The organism is Brevundimonas bacteroides DSM 4726 (genome assembly GCF_000701445.1).
Classification (GTDB): domain Bacteria; phylum Pseudomonadota; class Alphaproteobacteria; order Caulobacterales; family Caulobacteraceae; genus Brevundimonas; species Brevundimonas bacteroides.
Genome location: NZ_JNIX01000005.1, coordinates 1 through 14,187, shown reverse-complemented (window position 1 = coordinate 14,187; position 14,187 = coordinate 1). Strand labels below are relative to the sequence as shown.

Sequence of the window (14,187 nt, the reverse complement as noted above, 5' to 3'; positions counted from 1 at the left end):
ATCATTTGCTCTCGCGGACTTGCCAAGGCAATTTCGCCGATGAAACGACGAAGGACCGACCCGATGGCCGACGGCAGCCCCCATTCGACGCAGACCTATCGCTGGGACGACCCGTTCGATCTGGACGGCCGCCTGACCGACGACGAGCGGATGATCCGCGACGCGGCCCGGTCCTACGCCCGCGACCGCCTGCTGCCCCGCGTCGTCGAGGCCTTCCGCGACGAGGTGTTCGACCGCGCCATCATGACCGAGCTGGGCGAGATGGGCTTCCTCGGCGCCATGCTGCCCGAACAGTACGGTGGGGCCGGCGCCAGCCACGTCGCCTATGGCCTCATCGCGCGCGAGATCGAGGCGATCGACAGCGGCTATCGCTCGGCCATGAGCGTGCAGTCGTCGCTGGCCATGTATCCGATCTACGCCTTCGGGTCCGAGGAGCAGCGTATGCGCTTCCTGCCCCGGATGGCGGCGGGCGAACTGGTCGGCTGTTTCGGCCTGACCGAGGCCGACGGCGGCTCCGACCCCGCCTCGATGAAGACGAAGGCCGTCAAGGTCGACGGCGGCTATAGCCTTAACGGCGGCAAATACTGGATCACCAACTCGCCGATCTCGGACCTGGCCATCGTCTGGGCCAAGCTGGACAACGTGATCCGCGGCTTCATCGTCGAGCGCGGCATGGACGGCTTCACCACCGGTAAGATCGGCGACAAGCTGTCGCTCCGCGCCTCCATCACCGGCGACATTGGCCTGAACGACGTCTTCGTGCCGGAGGAGAACCTGCTGCCGGGCGTCAAAGGGCTGCGCGGGCCGTTCAGCTGCCTGAACAAGGCCCGCTACGGCATCGCCTGGGGGGCGATGGGCGCCGCTGAGTTCTGCCTGCACGCCACGCGGGACTATGTCGCCGAGCGCATGCTGTTCGGCCGGCCGCTGTCGTCGCGCCAGCTGGTGCAGAAGAAGCTGGCCGACATGTCGACCGACATCGCGCTCGGCTTCGAGGGGGCCTATGCCCTGGGCCGCCTGCTCGACACCGGCGCCTTCGTGCCCGAGGCCATCTCGATGATGAAGCGCAACAACTGCGGCAAGGCGCTGGCCATCGCCCGCGAGGCCCGCGACATGCACGGCGGTGCCGGCATCACCGGCGAGCTCCACGTCATGCGCCACGCCATGAACCTGGAAACGGTCAACACCTACGAGGGGGCGCATGACGTGCATGCGCTGATCTTGGGCCGCGCCATTACCGGCGAGAGCGCGTTCTAGGCGATCAGCCGAACTCAACCAACACGTCGTCTGCCGCCACCGGATCGCCCGCCTTCGCCGCCACGGCCTTCACCACGCCGTCGCGCTCGGCCTTGAGGATGTTCTGCATCTTCATGGCTTCGATGATGGCGACCGTCTCGCCGGCCTTGACCTCCTGGCCGGGCTCCACGGCGATGGAGACGACCAGTCCTGGCATGGGCGACTGGATCAGTTTGGACGTATCCGCCGCCGCCTTCTCGGGCAGGCGGGCGAACAGCTCGGCCTGACGCGGGCTGAAGACGCGAACGCGGGCTTTGGCGGCGCCGGAACGCATGGTCCAGCCGTCGGCTTTCCGGGCGACCTCGGCGGTGAAGGGCTCATCGTCCAGCACCGCCCGGAACTGGGCCATGCCGGGGCGCCAGTCGATGTCGGACAGGCGCAGCGTCCGGTCTTCGCCCGCCAGGTCCAGCGCCAGCACCTCGTCCTCGTCATAGCCGAGCGATACGCCGTGGGCCTCGCGGTCCACGAGCACGATCCAGTCAGTACGGTCGGACGGGTCGCCGGACTGTTCGGCGGCGATCTCGTTCATGGCGCAGGCCGCCGCGATCATGATGTCCAGCCGACGCCGGTCGGGCTCGGCGCCTTTGAAGCCGTCGGGGAATTCGTCCTTGATGTAGCTGGTCGACAGGGCGCCCGAGCGGAACCGCTCCTGATCCATCACGGCCGCGAGGAAAGGCACGTTGTGGCCAACGCCCGACAGATGCGTGTCCTCCAGCGCCCGGCGCATGCCGTCCACCGCCGCGATCCGGGTCGGGGCCCAGGTGTTCAGCTTGGCGATCATCGGGTCGTAGAACATCGAGATCTCGTCGCCCTCGCGCACGCCGGAATCGTTTCTGACCGTGTAGCCGTCCTGCTCGCCTTCCTCTGGCTGCTCGTAGCGCACCAGACGGCCGATCGAGGGCAGGAAGCCGCGATAGGGGTCCTCGGCGTAGATGCGGCTCTCGATGGCCCAGCCGTTGATGGCCAGCTGGTCCTGGGTGAAGGGCAGGCGCTCGCCGGCCGCCGACCGGATCATCTGCTCGACCAGATCCACGCCGGTGATCAGTTCGGTCACCGGGTGCTCGACCTGCAGCCGGGTGTTCATCTCCAGGAAGAAGAAGCTGCGGTCCTGACCCGCGACGAACTCCACCGTGCCCGCCGAGTCGTAATTCACGGCGCGTGCCAGGGCCACGGCCTGGGCTCCCATGGCTTCGCGCGTCGCCGCGTCGAGAAGGGGGGAGGGGGCCTCCTCGATGACCTTCTGGTTGCGGCGCTGGATCGAGCATTCGCGGTCGAACAGGTGGACGATGTTGCCGTGCTTGTCGCCCAGCACCTGGATCTCGATGTGGCGCGGATCGACGATGAACTTTTCGAGGAAGACCCGATCGTCGCCGAAGGCCGTGAGCGCCTCGGCCTTCACTGCGGCGAAGCCCTCGGCCATGTCGGCGTCGGAGTGGGCGACGCGGATGCCCTTGCCGCCGCCGCCGGCCGAGGCCTTGATCATGACCGGATAGCCGATCTGGCGCGCGATCTCGACGGCGTGTTCGGTCGTCTCGATCAGACCCATGTGGCCGGGAACAGTCGAGACACCCGCCTCGGCGGCGAACTTCTTCGACGTGATCTTGTCGCCCATGGCCTCGATGGCCCCGGGGTTCGGGCCGATGAAGGCGATGCCCTCGGCCTCCAGTCGCCGGGCGAAGACGGGGTTTTCGGACAGGAAGCCGAAGCCGGGGTGGACGGCCTGGGCGCCCGAGCGGCGCACGGCGTCGACGATCTTGTCCTGGACCAGATAGCTTTCGGCGGCGGGCGAGGGGCCAATGTGGATGGCCTCGTCGGCCATTTCGACGGCCATCGATCCGGCGTCGGCGTCGGAGTGGACGACCACGGTCGCTATGCCCATCCGGCGGGCGGTCTTGATGATGCGGACGGCGATCTCGCCCCGGTTCGCGATCAGGATCTTGTCGAACATGGGCCGGTTCGTAGGCGGTGGCGCGCCGTCGGTCCATACCTGTGCGGGGCCGTCCGTCCGGAGCCAAGGTGAACGTCGGCGCCATTCGCCGTTCAGGCGAAGCGTCACACGTTCGCCGTTCTGGCTTGGCAAGGTCGGTCCTGATCGGCTTTAACCCTCGCCGACCCTTGATTAGCCGCCTGGAGCGCCCCCCCGATGAACCGTTTCCTGACCGCCGTCTCGGCCGTCGCCGTCATGATCTCGGCCACCGCCGCCTCCGCTCAGGACTTCCGCGCTCTGGCCCAGACGGACCTGAACGCCGCCCGCGACGAACTCCGCGCCAACCATCCCGCCGCCGTCATCCCCGGCGCGGCGGGCGACACCTTCCGCAGCTGGATCGACGCCGGTCTGGCCGATGCGCAAGGCCGCGTGGGACAGGTGAACTCCGGCGACGCCCATGCCTATCTGATGCGCTACTACGCGGCCGGTTTCCGCGATTCCAACATCTCGATCACCCCGACCTACGAAGGCCTCGGGCCGTACTTCGGGACCAGCTGGCCGGGCGTGGCCACGGGCTGGCGCAACGGCCGGTACGAGGTCACCTACGTCAAGCCGGGCGTGCGCAATGCCCCGCGCGCCGGCGATGTGGTGGTCAGCTGCAACCTCACGCCCATCGAGGAGTACGCCCGGGCCAAGCTGGACCGGTGGGAGGGCAACCTCGATACCGAGGCTGGCCGCGTGACCTCGGCACCCTATCTGCTGTGGAACCGAAACAATCCGTTCGTGTCGGGCCTGCCGTCGACCTGCGAGTTCCAGCGCGGTCGCGGCCGTCCCCGCGCGGTGGACCTGCGTCCCGTGCCGATCACGCCGGGTGATCTGGAAGCCGCCTATCGCGCCACGGTCTACATGCCGCCGGCCACGCCGCTGAACATCGAGACGGTCAACGGCCGTCCGTGGGTGCACGTCCACTCCTTCGCCGACAGCGCGGGCTGGGACGCCTTCAACAGCCTCGTCGAAGGTCAGGCAGCGGCGCTGCGCGGGCCTCAGGGCTTCGTGCTCGACCTGCGCGCGGCCGCCGGTTCGTCGGCCTATACCTCGACGGCGCGCGGCTATGGCCTGGCCAACCGCATCTGGACGCCGGAGTTCACCGTCAGCCGCCAGCCGGCCGCCGGCGAGATCACCTACCGCGCCACCCCGGGCAACCGGACCTGGTACGCCGAGACGCTCGGCCGCATGCAGGCCGACCCGCGCTTCGTTCAGGAAGCCGGCCCGGTGATCCAGCAGACGCAGGAGATCGTCGCCGCTTTCGACGCCGCGCTGGCTTCGGGTCAGCAGACCTTCACCCTGCCGGGCCGCGCCGCCGTGGCCGACACGGGTGCCGCCAACCCGGTGCAGGGCCCGGTGGTGGTTCTGGTCGACGCGGGCTGTTCGGGCGGCTGCCTGGATACGCTCGACCTGCTGACGCGCCTGCCGAACGTCCGGATCGCCGGTTCGACCACGGCGACCGACTCGATCTTCATCGAGCCGACCGTCGAGCGACTGCCGTCGAACTATTCGGACCTCAGCTACGGTCACAAGGCCTGGACCAGCCGCCAGCGCGGCAACAACCAGCCCTTCACCCCCGCCCAGGGCCTGACCTATACCGGCAACCCGGCGGACGAGACGGCGGTGCGGGCCTGGGTCGCGACGCTGTTTCAGTAGGGCGCTAACGCTCGCGACGCGGTCGCTCGCGGCTTGAGCGCGATCAGAGTTGGGGCCGGGCGGGGTGGAAGCCTCGTCCGGCCTTTCCTATTTGCGATCCATGACCGACACCGCCACGCCCCACCGCTCCGCCGCCGGCTATGACCTGACGCCACCTTCGGAGGGCCAGCGCGTCGCGCTGGAGGCCGACCTGAACGCCGAGGAAAAGCGCGTCCTGCTTTCCCACGGCACCGAGGCCCCGTTCTGCGGCGTGCTGCTGGGCGAGAAGCGGCCGGGCGTCTACGCCTGTCGCCAGTGCGGCCTGCCGCTGTTCCGCGCCGGGACCAAGTTCGAGAGCGGCACCGGCTGGCCCAGCTTCACCCAGCCGGTCAGCGAGGATCACGTTCGCGCCATCGCCGACCGGTCCTACGGCATGGTCCGCACCGAGACGGTCTGCGCTCGCTGCGGCGGCCATCAGGGCCACGTGTTCCCGGACGGTCCGCCCCCGACCGGCCTGCGCTACTGCATCAACTCGGTCGCCCTGACCTTCGTGCCGGAGGGCAGCCCGCTGCCGGACCCGCTGGGTCGCGGCGACGGCGTGGCGTGACGCCGACGAAACGGCTGGGTCGCGGTTGTGCCGCAATCGCGTCTAGACTGACGCTTCGTCCGGAGTATCGCCCATGTTGATCGCGCTTGGCCTTGCCGCCGCCCTGACCGCAAGCGATCCCGAGGGCGTGGTCACCACCGCGCCTGTCGGTGCGGGGGCCGTGGTGCTGGGGGCCGAGAGCCCGACGAGCGACGCCCGGCTCGATGGCCAGGCCACCGCCATCACCCCGCACAATCTGACGACCCAGCAGCAGATCGATCGCTGGCTGGTCGCCCGAGCGCCCGAGACCGAAGCCTTCGCCGAGAACGACGGTCCGGTCGATGACCGCCGGATGCATGGCTTCGTCAGCGGATCGATCGGCACTAACGACTTCAGTCAGGTCGCCGTGGGCGTCTCAATCCCTGTCGGCGAGACCGGGCGGCTCGACCTCGCCTACAGCCAGACGAGCAACGGCTGGTTCGGCTATGGCCCCTACGACGGCTATGGCCGCTGGGACATCGACGGGCCGTATCCCCATCTGGAGCACAGCTATCCGGTAGGCAGCCCGTGGCCGGGTTCGACGCTGGTCTATCCCGGTGAGGCAAAGCGGCGGGGACAGTCCTTAAGCCTGTCCTATCGATCCGACGACGACAGGCCCCGTCGACCGTTTGACCGTTGGTAAGACAAGGAAAAAGGCCCGGTCTCTCGACCGGGCCTTTCGCTTTGGATGGTGCCGCCGGGCAGGATTGAACTGCCGACCTCAGCCTTACCAAGGATGCGCTCTACCACTGAGCTACGGCGGCGAAATCTGAGGAAGCGGCCGTATAGCCATTGAACCCGCAGGGGGGAAGCCCCTTGCCCGGAAAGTTTTCTGAGGGCTGATAGGCGTCATGACCGAGCCGCCCGAAACGCCCGCCGCCGAACCCACGCCGGTTCCGAAGGCGAAGACGCCCGAGCAGCAGGCCAAGGCCGATCGGGCCGCCCGACTGGCCAAGGCGCTGCGCGACAACCTTCGCCGCCGAAAGGCGCCCAAGCCGCCGCGCATCGGCAACTGACCGGGCGCTGACGAAAGCGTCACCGAACGTGACCTTGCGCGGCCCTTTCGCACTGCGGCACGGTCGCGCTAGATAGCCGGCTCGCCGGGACGGTCGATCCTTGCGGCTTCAAGGACGACATGGACAGCATCACGGTTCACGGCAACGGCCCGCTTCACGGCGACATCCCGGTCTCGGGGGCGAAGAACTCGGCCATCAAGCTGATGGCGGCCGCCATCCTGACGGACCAGCCCCTGCGCCTGACCAATATGCCGCGGCTGGCCGATACGCGGTTCCTGGGCAAGTTGTTGCGGTCCTTCGGCGTCGAGGTGACCGAGAGCGGAGAGGGCGCCGATCAGCAGACCCTGTTTCATGCCGCGACCCTGACCTCGACCTTCGCGCCCTATGATCTGGTCCGCCAGATGCGGGCGAGTTTCAACGTGCTGGGGCCGCTGCTGGCGCGGACGGGGCACGCCAAGGTGTCCCTGCCGGGCGGTTGCACCATCGGGGCGCGGCCAGTCGATCTGCACATCGACGCCCTGACGCGGCTGGGCGCCGCCATCGAGCTGGAGGAGGGCTACGTCTCCGCGACGGCGCCCAAGGGCCTGCGCGGGGCCGAGATCGAGTTTCCCTTCGTCTCGGTGGGCGCGACCGAGCACACCCTGATGGCGGCCGTCCTGGCGGAAGGCACAACGGTGCTGAAGCGCGCGGCGCGGGAGCCGGAGATCGGCGACCTGGCGCGCTGCCTGGTCATGATGGGCGCCCGGATCGAGGGCATCGATACCGACACTCTGACCATCCACGGCGTGACGTCGCTGAACGGCGGCGAGTGGTCGGTGATCCCCGACCGGATCGAGATGGGCTCCTATGCCTGCGCTGCCGCCATGGCGGGGGGCGAGGTGCGCCTGACCCGCTCGCGGCCCGAGCTGATCCAGGCCCTGACCGACAAGCTGGTCGAGGCGGGCGTCGAGGTCGAACCCACCGCCGACGGCGTGATCGTGCGGCGCGATCCGGCCCGGCGGCTGAAGGCGGTCAACGTGGCCACCGAGGTCTATCCGGGCTTCGCCACCGACTTGCAGGCCCAGTTCATGACCCTGATGACGACGGCCGAGGGCGTCAGCGTCATCCACGAGAACATTTTCGAGAACCGCTTCATGCACGCGCCGGAGCTCGGCCGCCTGGGCGCCGACATCTCGGTCCTCGCGGGCGAGGCCCACGTCACGGGCGTCGAGAAGCTGAAGGGCGCGCCGGTCATGGCGACCGATCTGCGGGCCTCCGTCAGCCTGGTCATCGCGGGCCTGGTCGCCGAGGGCGACACGACCATCGGCCGCGTCTATCATCTGGATCGCGGTTTCGAGCGTTTGGAGGAGAAGCTCGGGGCCTGCGGCGCCAACATCCGCAGGGTGAAGGGCCCGCCCGTCGAAGGACCGGACGATGACCACTGACGATCTGGCCACCCGCCCGATCACGACCGAGGAAGGCGAGGCGATCCGCAAGGCGTCGGGCGGCTCGAGCGCGCCCCTGCGCCTGCTGGCTGAGGACGGCGAGGACCTGGCCATCATCTCCGCCGCTTTGCAGGACGCCATCCTGCGGCCGGCCGACATCGTCTGGGAGAAGGGCGCGCGGCGCCTGACGATCGAGCTCAGCCGCTTCTGCTGGGAGTGCGGCGGCACCTGGGTGCGGGCCGCCATGCAGTTCGGCGACGTCGAGGCGGTCAAGAGCCGGGGCCTGCCGCGCCTGCCCGACGCCCCACTGGAGCTTCTGGCCATCCACTTCGTCGAGGGCGAGCCGCCGGGCGGCAAGGTCATCCTGATGTTCGCGGGCGGTGGTGATCTGCGCATTGACGTCGAGTGCCTGGACGCCGTCGTCGCCGACCTGTCGGAGCGCTGGCAGGCGCGGGTGGCCCCGACCCACCTGGACGGCCCGCTGTCCAGCAAGGACGCCGAATGACCGATCAAAGGCTGGCCTCTGTCGAACTGGACGAGGCGACCCTGCCGTCCGCCACCGCAGAGATCGAGCACGAGCGTCGCGTCGCCATCTTCGACCTGGTCGAGAAGAACGCCTTCGCCCCCGACGGCGCCGACGCCGGGCCCTACGGGCTGAAGCTGTCGCTACAGGACAATCGCCTGGTGTTCGACATCACCGGCGTCGATTTCGCCCGCACTTACGCGCTGTCGCTCACGCCGCTGAAGCAGGTTTTGCGGGACTACCTCCTGATCTGCGACAGCTACTATGAAGCCCTGCGCGGCTCCTCGCCTAGCCAGATCGAGGCCGTGGACATGGGCCGACGCGGTCTGCACAACGAAGGCGCCGAGCTGCTCAAGGCCCGGCTCGAGGGCAAGGTCGGGATCGACCACGAGACGGCGCGGCGTCTGTTCACTCTGGTCTGCGCCCTCTATCGCCGCGGCTGAGATCGGTCTGAACATTCGCCGTTTGGCGAGACGGGACGTTAACTCGGCCGTGCCATGCTCGCCCGCATGGAAACGCTCTCGAACACCCAAGTCGCGGCGTTCAACGCCGTGCGCGCCAAGCTGACGCCCGACGAACGGGCGCGGGTCGATATCGCCTCTGTGGAGGCCGTCGATCCCGCCGTGACGTCCGCGCCGCACTGGAACTTCGACCTGCCGAGCCATGCGGCCGACAAGGCTCTGGGCGAGGACGCCACCGACGCCATGCGGCGGGCCCTGGTCGCCACCTGGGCGCTCGAGCTGCCGGGACGGGCGAAGCAGGCGGCGCTGCCCGGCGAGGTGATGGAGCTCTATCCCTACTGGCTCGACAAGATGGCCGAGTTCCTGACGGCGGCGGCGGAGGCCGATGCCCCGTATGGTCGCGATCACTGGGCCAAGGACGTGCGAATGGCCTTGGTGCTCAGCGTGCCGGGGGCACGAACCCAGACGATCGACCTGAGCTCGCCGGTCGGACCCGGCCAGATCGTCAAGAACGGGCGTGACGGCTATGGCTGGGGGCAGTTGATCCAGTATGTCCGGGCGCAGGGCTGGAAGCGGCCGTGGCTGGAGGTGCACACCGAGGCGCGCCAGCTGGAGGACTTCAACGAGGCCGGCTGGGACCGGGCCTGGGCGACGGCGGCGGCGATCTGCAAGACGCGGCCGGAGCTGGGCGGCATGATCGGGTCGAGCTGGTTCTACGATCCGCCGCTGGAGACGATCAGCCCGCGGCTGGCCTATCTGCGGCTCAATCCGCTGAAGGGCGGGGCCTTCATCATCCATCAGGGGCCGGGCGAGATCCACACCGAGCGGGCGGCGACCAGTTCGCCGACGCGGAAGGCCCTGATCGACAGTGGCGAATACCTGCCGCGGTCGTGGCTGGTGGTCTGGCCGCGTGCGACGTTGGTTCCCTGGGCCGAGCAGCGGGCCGCCTCGATGGAGATGGCCGAGGCGGCGTGAGCTTCGGCGGCTTGCGTCCGGTCCGTTTCGCCCGCTAAAGGCCAACCCCGAGCCGGCGTAGCACAGCGGTAGTGCAGCGGTTTTGTAAACCGAAGGTCGGGAGTTCGATCCTCTCCGCCGGCACCACTCAATCGCGGCCGCTCCTGCATGCCCGACCGCCCGATCAACAAGCTGGGTCACCGCATCGGGGCGCGGGGCGGGCGGACGCGCGGCGCGATCCTGGAGGCGACGCGGCGGCTGCTCGACCGGCGGCATCTGGGCGAGATGCGGGTGGCGGACGTGGCGGCGGAAGCGGGCGTGTCGCCATCGAACTTCTACACCTACTTCAAGACGGTGGAGGAGCCGGTTTTGGCGCTGTGCGAGGGCGTGGCGGCGGAGTTCCAGCCTCTGTCGCGGCATCTGGAGGGCGACTGGTCGGCGGAGGCCGCATTCGGCGCGGCGCGGGCCTATGTGATGGATGTCCTCCTGATCTGGCGCGACCACGGGCCGGTGCTGAGGATCGAGCACATGCTGGCCGACAAGGGCGAGGCGGGGTTCGTGGAATCGCGGGTGCGGCGGTTGCGGCGGGCGCACCTGGCGTTCGAACGGCGCATCGCGGTGGCGCATGCGACCGGGTACCATGCGCCGGGGCTCGATCCCCGGCTGGCGTCGTATGAGGTGGCCAATCTGGTCGAGTCGGTCGCGGCGGGGTTCGAGCTTCTGAGGCGGGGCGAGACGCCGCCCGAGGCGATCATCGACACCACGGCCCATATCGTCGTGAAGCTGGTCACGGGGCGCTAGCTTCCCAGCGGGCCGTAGAGCCAGGTCAGCCAGAGGCCGATGGCGAGGAAGGTTCCGAAGGGCAGGCGGTCGGTCGCTGCGACCCTGCGGCGGGTGATGAGGAAGGTCAGAACAAGGCTGAACCCGGCGGCGCAGGCCCAGAGCAGGGTGGTGGGCAAGCCCTGCCAGCCGACCCAGGCGCCGACGCCCGCGAACAGGATGGGATCGCCCGAGCCCATGCCCTCGCGGCCCAGCAGGCGGCGATAGGCGAGGGCGATGAGCCAGAGGCCGGCGAAGCCCGCGACGGCGCCGATGATCTGGTCTACCGGCCAGCCGGAGACGAGGACGGCAGAGGCGATCAGGCCGGATGCGATCAGCGGCAGGGTCAGTTCGTCGGGCAGCCAGAAGTTCTCGGCGTCGATCAGTGCGATGAGGAGCAGCTGCCAGCCGAGCGCGGCGGTGGCGATCGTTCGGATCAGGTGGTCGGGGAAGGCGAGGGCGGCCCACACGCCGATCGCGGCGGCGGCGCATTCGATGAGGATGTAGCGGGGCGAGACGGCGGCGTTGCACATGGCGCATCGCCCGCGCTGGGCCAGCCAGCTGAAGACCGGGATCAGATGCCAGGCCTTCAGCGGTTCGCCGCAGCTCATGCAGCGGGAGCGGGAGAGGACGATATCCTCGTCTCGGGGCATGCGGACCGTTACGGCGGCGATGAAGCTGCCGAAGATCAGGCCGAGCAGGCCGAAGACGAGCGCGAGGGTCACGCCCGATCCTTAGCCGCCCCCCAGCGCCACCGCCACGCGGTAGGTGATGAAGGCCGCGAGGTAGGCGAGGGCGAACATGTAGACGACCATGACCCACATCCATTTCCAGCTGTTCAGCTCGCGCTTCACGACGCCGAGCGTCGCCACGCACTGGGGGGCGAAGACGTACCAGGCGAGGAAGGCGAGACCCGTCGCGAGCGACCACTGGGCGGCGATGGTGGTGGCGAGCAGCCCGCCCGCGCTCTCTGCGTCGGCGATGGCGTAGACGGAGCCGAGCGCGGCCACGGCGACCTCTCGCGCCGCCATGCCGGGGATCAGGGCGACGACCATCTGCCAGTTGAAGCCGATGGGGGCGAAGACGGGCTCCAGAGCATGGCCCAGCCGGCCGGCGAAGGAGTAGTCGATGGCCGGGCCGATCGCGCCCTCGGGCGGATAGGGGAAGGTCGAGGCGGCCCAGACGAGGATCATGAGCGGCAGGATGATGCGGGCCGCGCGCTGCATGAAGATCTTCGCCCGGAGCCAGAGATTGAAGAGGACGTTCTTCGCGTCGGGCAGCTTGTAGGCCGGGAGCTCCATCATGAAGGGCTCGACCGCGCCGCGCCAGAAGACCTTGCGGATGACGAATGAGACGGCGAGCGCCGAGACGATGCCGGTGGCGTAGAGGCCGAACATGACCAGGCCCTGCAGCGAGGCGAAGCCCCAGACGGTCTGGTTCGGAATGAAGGCGGCGATGATCAGGGTGTAGACCGGGATGCGCGCCGAGCAGGTCATCAGCGGCGCCACCATGATGGTGGTCAGGCGGTCGCGCTTGGCATCGATCACGCGGGCGGCCATGACGCCGGGGATGGCGCAGGCGAAGCTGGACAGGAGCGGGATGAAGGCCCGGCCGTGCAGGCCTGCGCCGCCCATGATCCGGTCCATCAGGAAGGCCGCCCGCGCCATGTAGCCGAGGTCTTCCAGCAGGATGATGAAGGCGAACAGCATGACGATCTGGGGCAGGAAGACCAGAACGCCGCCCACGCCCGCGATCAGGCCGTCGACGATCAGGCTCTGGACCAGCGGCCAGACCGAACCGGTGTCGGGGACGACGGCCGCGACGCCGGTGCCGAGCAGGACGAAGCCCGCCTCGATGGCGTCCATCGCGGGCGTGGCCCAGGCGAAGACGGCCTGGAACATGACGAACAGCAAAGCGAGCAGGATGACGAGGCCGCCGACGGGGTGCAGCAGGACGGCGTCGATGCGTCCGGTCGTGGTGTCGGGGCGCTCGGGCGGGCGCACGCAGTCGCGCATGATCTGCTCGGCGCGACGGTGGGCTTCGCGAATGGCCGCGGCGTCCGGGGCCGACCAAGCGCCCTCGGCGGGCTCGGCCCAGGCGGGTGCGGCGGCGGCCTCGATGGCGGCGATCAGGTCGGGGATGCCGCGCTTGCGGGTGGCGGTCGTGGTGACAATGGGCACGCCAAGCGCAGCGGAGAGGCGCTCCAGGTCGATGCGCAGGCCCTGGCGTTCCGCGATGTCGAACATGTTGAGCGCCAGGACCATCGGCCGGCCGACGGCCTTGAGCTCCAGGATCAGGCGCAGAACGAGCCTCAGGTTGGTGGCGTCGGCGACGGCGACGATGACGTCGGGCGCGGCCTCGCCCTGGAGACGGCCGAGCACCGCGTCGCGGGTGACCTCCTCGTCGGGACTGCGGGCGCGGAGCGAATAGGTGCCGGGCAGGTCGAGCGCGGTGATGGAGCGGCCGGACGCGCCCTGGACGCGGCCTTCCTTCCGCTCGACCGTGACGCCGGCGTAGTTGGCGACCTTCTGGTGGGCGCCGGTCAGGGCGTTGAACAGGGCGGTCTTGCCCGAGTTCGGATTGCCGACCAGGGCGACCCGCAGGGGCCGAACAGCGACGTCCATCTATTCGGCGGCTTCAGGCAGGAGCTCGACGGTCAGGTTCGCCGCCTCGTGACGGCGCAGCGCCACGCGCATGTCGTCGACCTTGAGCGCCATGGGGTCGCGGCCGAACAGGCCGTTGTGCAGAAGCTCGACACGGGCGCCTTCGACCAGGCCGAGCTCCAGGAGGCGGCGCTCCACCTCGGCCGCATGGTCGTCCGCGCCGCCTGCGCGGACCCCGGTGATGACGCCCCGGTCGCCGAGGCGCGCGTCGGACAGGGAGATGACGGTGCTCATGTTGCGAGTGCTTATCAGGTGCGGGGTGGGGCGCAAAGAGCGTGGGTGTCGCGTGGGTGGTCACTGGCCCGCCTCTGGCGGCTCCGCCGCCTGTCTCCGCCCAGGGGGCGGAGAGCTGGAGACACGCCTCATCGTTCTTCCGCTGTGAACGGGATGGGGAAGCGACGGAGCCAGGGCGGTTGCCCGGAACCGATGTGGCCCCCTGCTTTCGCGTTACGGGGACCGGTGATGTTTTTCGGCTCGCGCCGAGGCTCCGTCGCGATCGGTGCTCGTGAGCAGTCGGACGCGGGCTTCGTGCGACCTGTCGGGTTTGTGTCGTTGTCGACCCCGAACCTTTGCGCCGCTTAGACCCTTTCCCAACCGAGGCCCACGGCGGGCGGAGGGTCTCAGGTCCCTCCGGGCTCCGCGGTTTCAGCCCCGCGGACAATCCCGCGCCGCCCCGACCCGATTTCCACAGTCCCAGCCTCCAGCCGGAAAGGGGAGCGTGGCCGTGAACGACGCGCTGTGACGACCGGTCGCCCGGCCATCCCCCGCTTCGATCGCGCCCCGCCGCGCGTCCGGGTCCTGG

At 69.3% G+C, this 14,187-nt stretch carries 14 protein-coding genes and 2 tRNA genes; 11 read left to right on the top strand and 5 right to left on the bottom strand.

The window, feature by feature from the left end; translation table 11 throughout:
* Positions 1 to 63: 63 nt before the first annotated feature.
* Positions 64 to 1,254, top strand: a complete 1,191-nt coding sequence (locus Q333_RS0101935) for an acyl-CoA dehydrogenase (protein ID WP_029415064.1) — start codon at positions 64 to 66, stop codon at positions 1,252 to 1,254.
* 4 nt (positions 1,255 to 1,258) lie between these two features.
* On the opposite strand, the gene Q333_RS0101930 is transcribed toward Q333_RS0101935, so the two are convergent.
* Positions 1,259 to 3,241 (bottom strand): acetyl-CoA carboxylase biotin carboxylase subunit, encoded by a 1,983-nt coding sequence (locus Q333_RS0101930; RefSeq protein WP_029415063.1) that lies wholly within the window; start codon positions 3,239 to 3,241, stop codon positions 1,259 to 1,261.
* Between the two features lie 195 nt (positions 3,242 to 3,436).
* Here Q333_RS0101930 and Q333_RS0101925 point away from each other — a divergent pair, with 195 nt between their 5' ends.
* The 3 genes from Q333_RS0101925 to Q333_RS0101915 all read left to right on the top strand — a co-directional run bounded on the left by Q333_RS0101925 (position 3,437) and on the right by Q333_RS0101915 (position 6,168).
* Entirely contained in the window at positions 3,437 to 4,921 is a 1,485-nt protein-coding gene (locus Q333_RS0101925; protein WP_029415062.1) for a hypothetical protein, read from the top strand.
* A 100-nt stretch (positions 4,922 to 5,021) separates the two neighbouring features.
* Complete coding sequence (msrB, locus tag Q333_RS0101920; RefSeq protein WP_029415061.1) at positions 5,022 to 5,507, top strand: peptide-methionine (R)-S-oxide reductase MsrB; 486 nt, start codon at positions 5,022 to 5,024, stop codon at positions 5,505 to 5,507.
* A 73-nt stretch (positions 5,508 to 5,580) separates the two neighbouring features.
* On the top strand, positions 5,581 to 6,168 hold the full coding sequence (locus Q333_RS0101915; RefSeq protein ID WP_051651060.1) for a hypothetical protein: 588 nt from the start codon (positions 5,581 to 5,583) through the stop codon (positions 6,166 to 6,168).
* A gap of 46 nt (positions 6,169 to 6,214) precedes the next feature.
* Here Q333_RS0101915 and Q333_RS0101910 read toward each other — a convergent pair.
* Positions 6,215 to 6,289: transfer RNA gene (locus tag Q333_RS0101910), tRNA-Thr, on the bottom strand.
* A gap of 87 nt (positions 6,290 to 6,376) precedes the next feature.
* Between Q333_RS0101910 and Q333_RS17760 the strand changes: the two genes are divergently transcribed.
* The 7 genes from Q333_RS17760 to Q333_RS0101875 all read left to right on the top strand — a co-directional run bounded on the left by Q333_RS17760 (position 6,377) and on the right by Q333_RS0101875 (position 10,704).
* A complete protein-coding gene (locus Q333_RS17760) occupies positions 6,377 to 6,541 on the top strand; it encodes a hypothetical protein (protein ID WP_169738139.1) in 165 nt (54 codons plus the stop codon).
* 119 nt (positions 6,542 to 6,660) lie between these two features.
* A complete protein-coding gene (gene murA, locus Q333_RS0101900; protein ID WP_029415059.1) occupies positions 6,661 to 7,965 on the top strand; it encodes a UDP-N-acetylglucosamine 1-carboxyvinyltransferase in 1,305 nt (434 codons plus the stop codon).
* Entirely contained in the window at positions 7,955 to 8,470 is a 516-nt protein-coding gene (locus Q333_RS0101895; RefSeq protein ID WP_035293607.1) for a DUF2948 family protein, read from the top strand. The genes murA and Q333_RS0101895 overlap by 11 nt, the downstream gene beginning before the upstream one ends.
* Positions 8,467 to 8,931: a UPF0262 family protein gene (locus Q333_RS0101890; RefSeq protein WP_029415057.1), complete on the top strand. Its 465-nt coding sequence runs from the start codon at positions 8,467 to 8,469 to the stop codon at positions 8,929 to 8,931. The genes Q333_RS0101895 and Q333_RS0101890 overlap by 4 nt, the downstream gene beginning before the upstream one ends.
* Before the next feature lie 66 nt (positions 8,932 to 8,997).
* Positions 8,998 to 9,924, top strand: coding sequence for a hypothetical protein (locus Q333_RS0101885; protein ID WP_029415056.1), 927 nt, complete (start codon positions 8,998 to 9,000; stop codon positions 9,922 to 9,924).
* Positions 9,925 to 9,975: 51 nt separating this feature from the next.
* Positions 9,976 to 10,050, top strand: a tRNA-Thr gene (locus Q333_RS0101880).
* A gap of 21 nt (positions 10,051 to 10,071) precedes the next feature.
* Positions 10,072 to 10,704, top strand: coding sequence for a TetR/AcrR family transcriptional regulator (locus tag Q333_RS0101875; protein ID WP_029415055.1), 633 nt, complete (start codon positions 10,072 to 10,074; stop codon positions 10,702 to 10,704).
* Here Q333_RS0101875 and Q333_RS0101870 read toward each other — a convergent pair.
* From Q333_RS0101870 to Q333_RS0101860, 3 genes are read right to left on the bottom strand one after another with little or no spacing between them, the layout of a single operon-like run.
* Complete coding sequence (locus Q333_RS0101870; protein ID WP_029415054.1) at positions 10,701 to 11,447, bottom strand: prepilin peptidase; 747 nt, start codon at positions 11,445 to 11,447, stop codon at positions 10,701 to 10,703. The two genes, Q333_RS0101875 and Q333_RS0101870, sit on opposite strands and share 4 nt — an antisense overlap.
* A gap of 9 nt (positions 11,448 to 11,456) precedes the next feature.
* Entirely contained in the window at positions 11,457 to 13,346 is a 1,890-nt protein-coding gene (feoB, locus tag Q333_RS0101865; RefSeq protein ID WP_029415053.1) for a ferrous iron transporter B, read from the bottom strand.
* A complete protein-coding gene (locus Q333_RS0101860) occupies positions 13,347 to 13,619 on the bottom strand; it encodes a FeoA family protein (RefSeq protein WP_029415052.1) in 273 nt (90 codons plus the stop codon). It abuts the gene before it with no gap.
* Positions 13,620 to 14,187 lie beyond the last annotated feature (568 nt).

Bases quoted from the DNA above. Each gene is read 5' to 3' on its own strand.
- Q333_RS0101935 (WP_029415064.1), top strand. From the start codon at position 64: ATGGCCGACGGCAGCCCCCATTCGACGCAGACCTATCGCTGGGACGAC.
- Q333_RS0101930 (WP_029415063.1), bottom strand. From the start codon at position 3,241: ATGTTCGACAAGATCCTGATCGCGAACCGGGGCGAGATCGCCGTCCGC.
- Q333_RS0101925 (WP_029415062.1), top strand. From the start codon at position 3,437: ATGAACCGTTTCCTGACCGCCGTCTCGGCCGTCGCCGTCATGATCTCG.
- msrB (WP_029415061.1), top strand. From the start codon at position 5,022: ATGACCGACACCGCCACGCCCCACCGCTCCGCCGCCGGCTATGACCTG.
- Q333_RS0101915 (WP_051651060.1), top strand. From the start codon at position 5,581: ATGTTGATCGCGCTTGGCCTTGCCGCCGCCCTGACCGCAAGCGATCCC.
- Q333_RS17760 (WP_169738139.1), top strand. From the start codon at position 6,377: ATGACCGAGCCGCCCGAAACGCCCGCCGCCGAACCCACGCCGGTTCCG.
- murA (WP_029415059.1), top strand. From the start codon at position 6,661: ATGGACAGCATCACGGTTCACGGCAACGGCCCGCTTCACGGCGACATC.
- Q333_RS0101895 (WP_035293607.1), top strand. From the start codon at position 7,955: ATGACCACTGACGATCTGGCCACCCGCCCGATCACGACCGAGGAAGGC.
- Q333_RS0101890 (WP_029415057.1), top strand. From the start codon at position 8,467: ATGACCGATCAAAGGCTGGCCTCTGTCGAACTGGACGAGGCGACCCTG.
- Q333_RS0101885 (WP_029415056.1), top strand. From the start codon at position 8,998: ATGGAAACGCTCTCGAACACCCAAGTCGCGGCGTTCAACGCCGTGCGC.
- Q333_RS0101875 (WP_029415055.1), top strand. From the start codon at position 10,072: ATGCCCGACCGCCCGATCAACAAGCTGGGTCACCGCATCGGGGCGCGG.
- feoB (WP_029415053.1), bottom strand. From the start codon at position 13,346: ATGGACGTCGCTGTTCGGCCCCTGCGGGTCGCCCTGGTCGGCAATCCG.
- Q333_RS0101860 (WP_029415052.1), bottom strand. From the start codon at position 13,619: ATGAGCACCGTCATCTCCCTGTCCGACGCGCGCCTCGGCGACCGGGGC.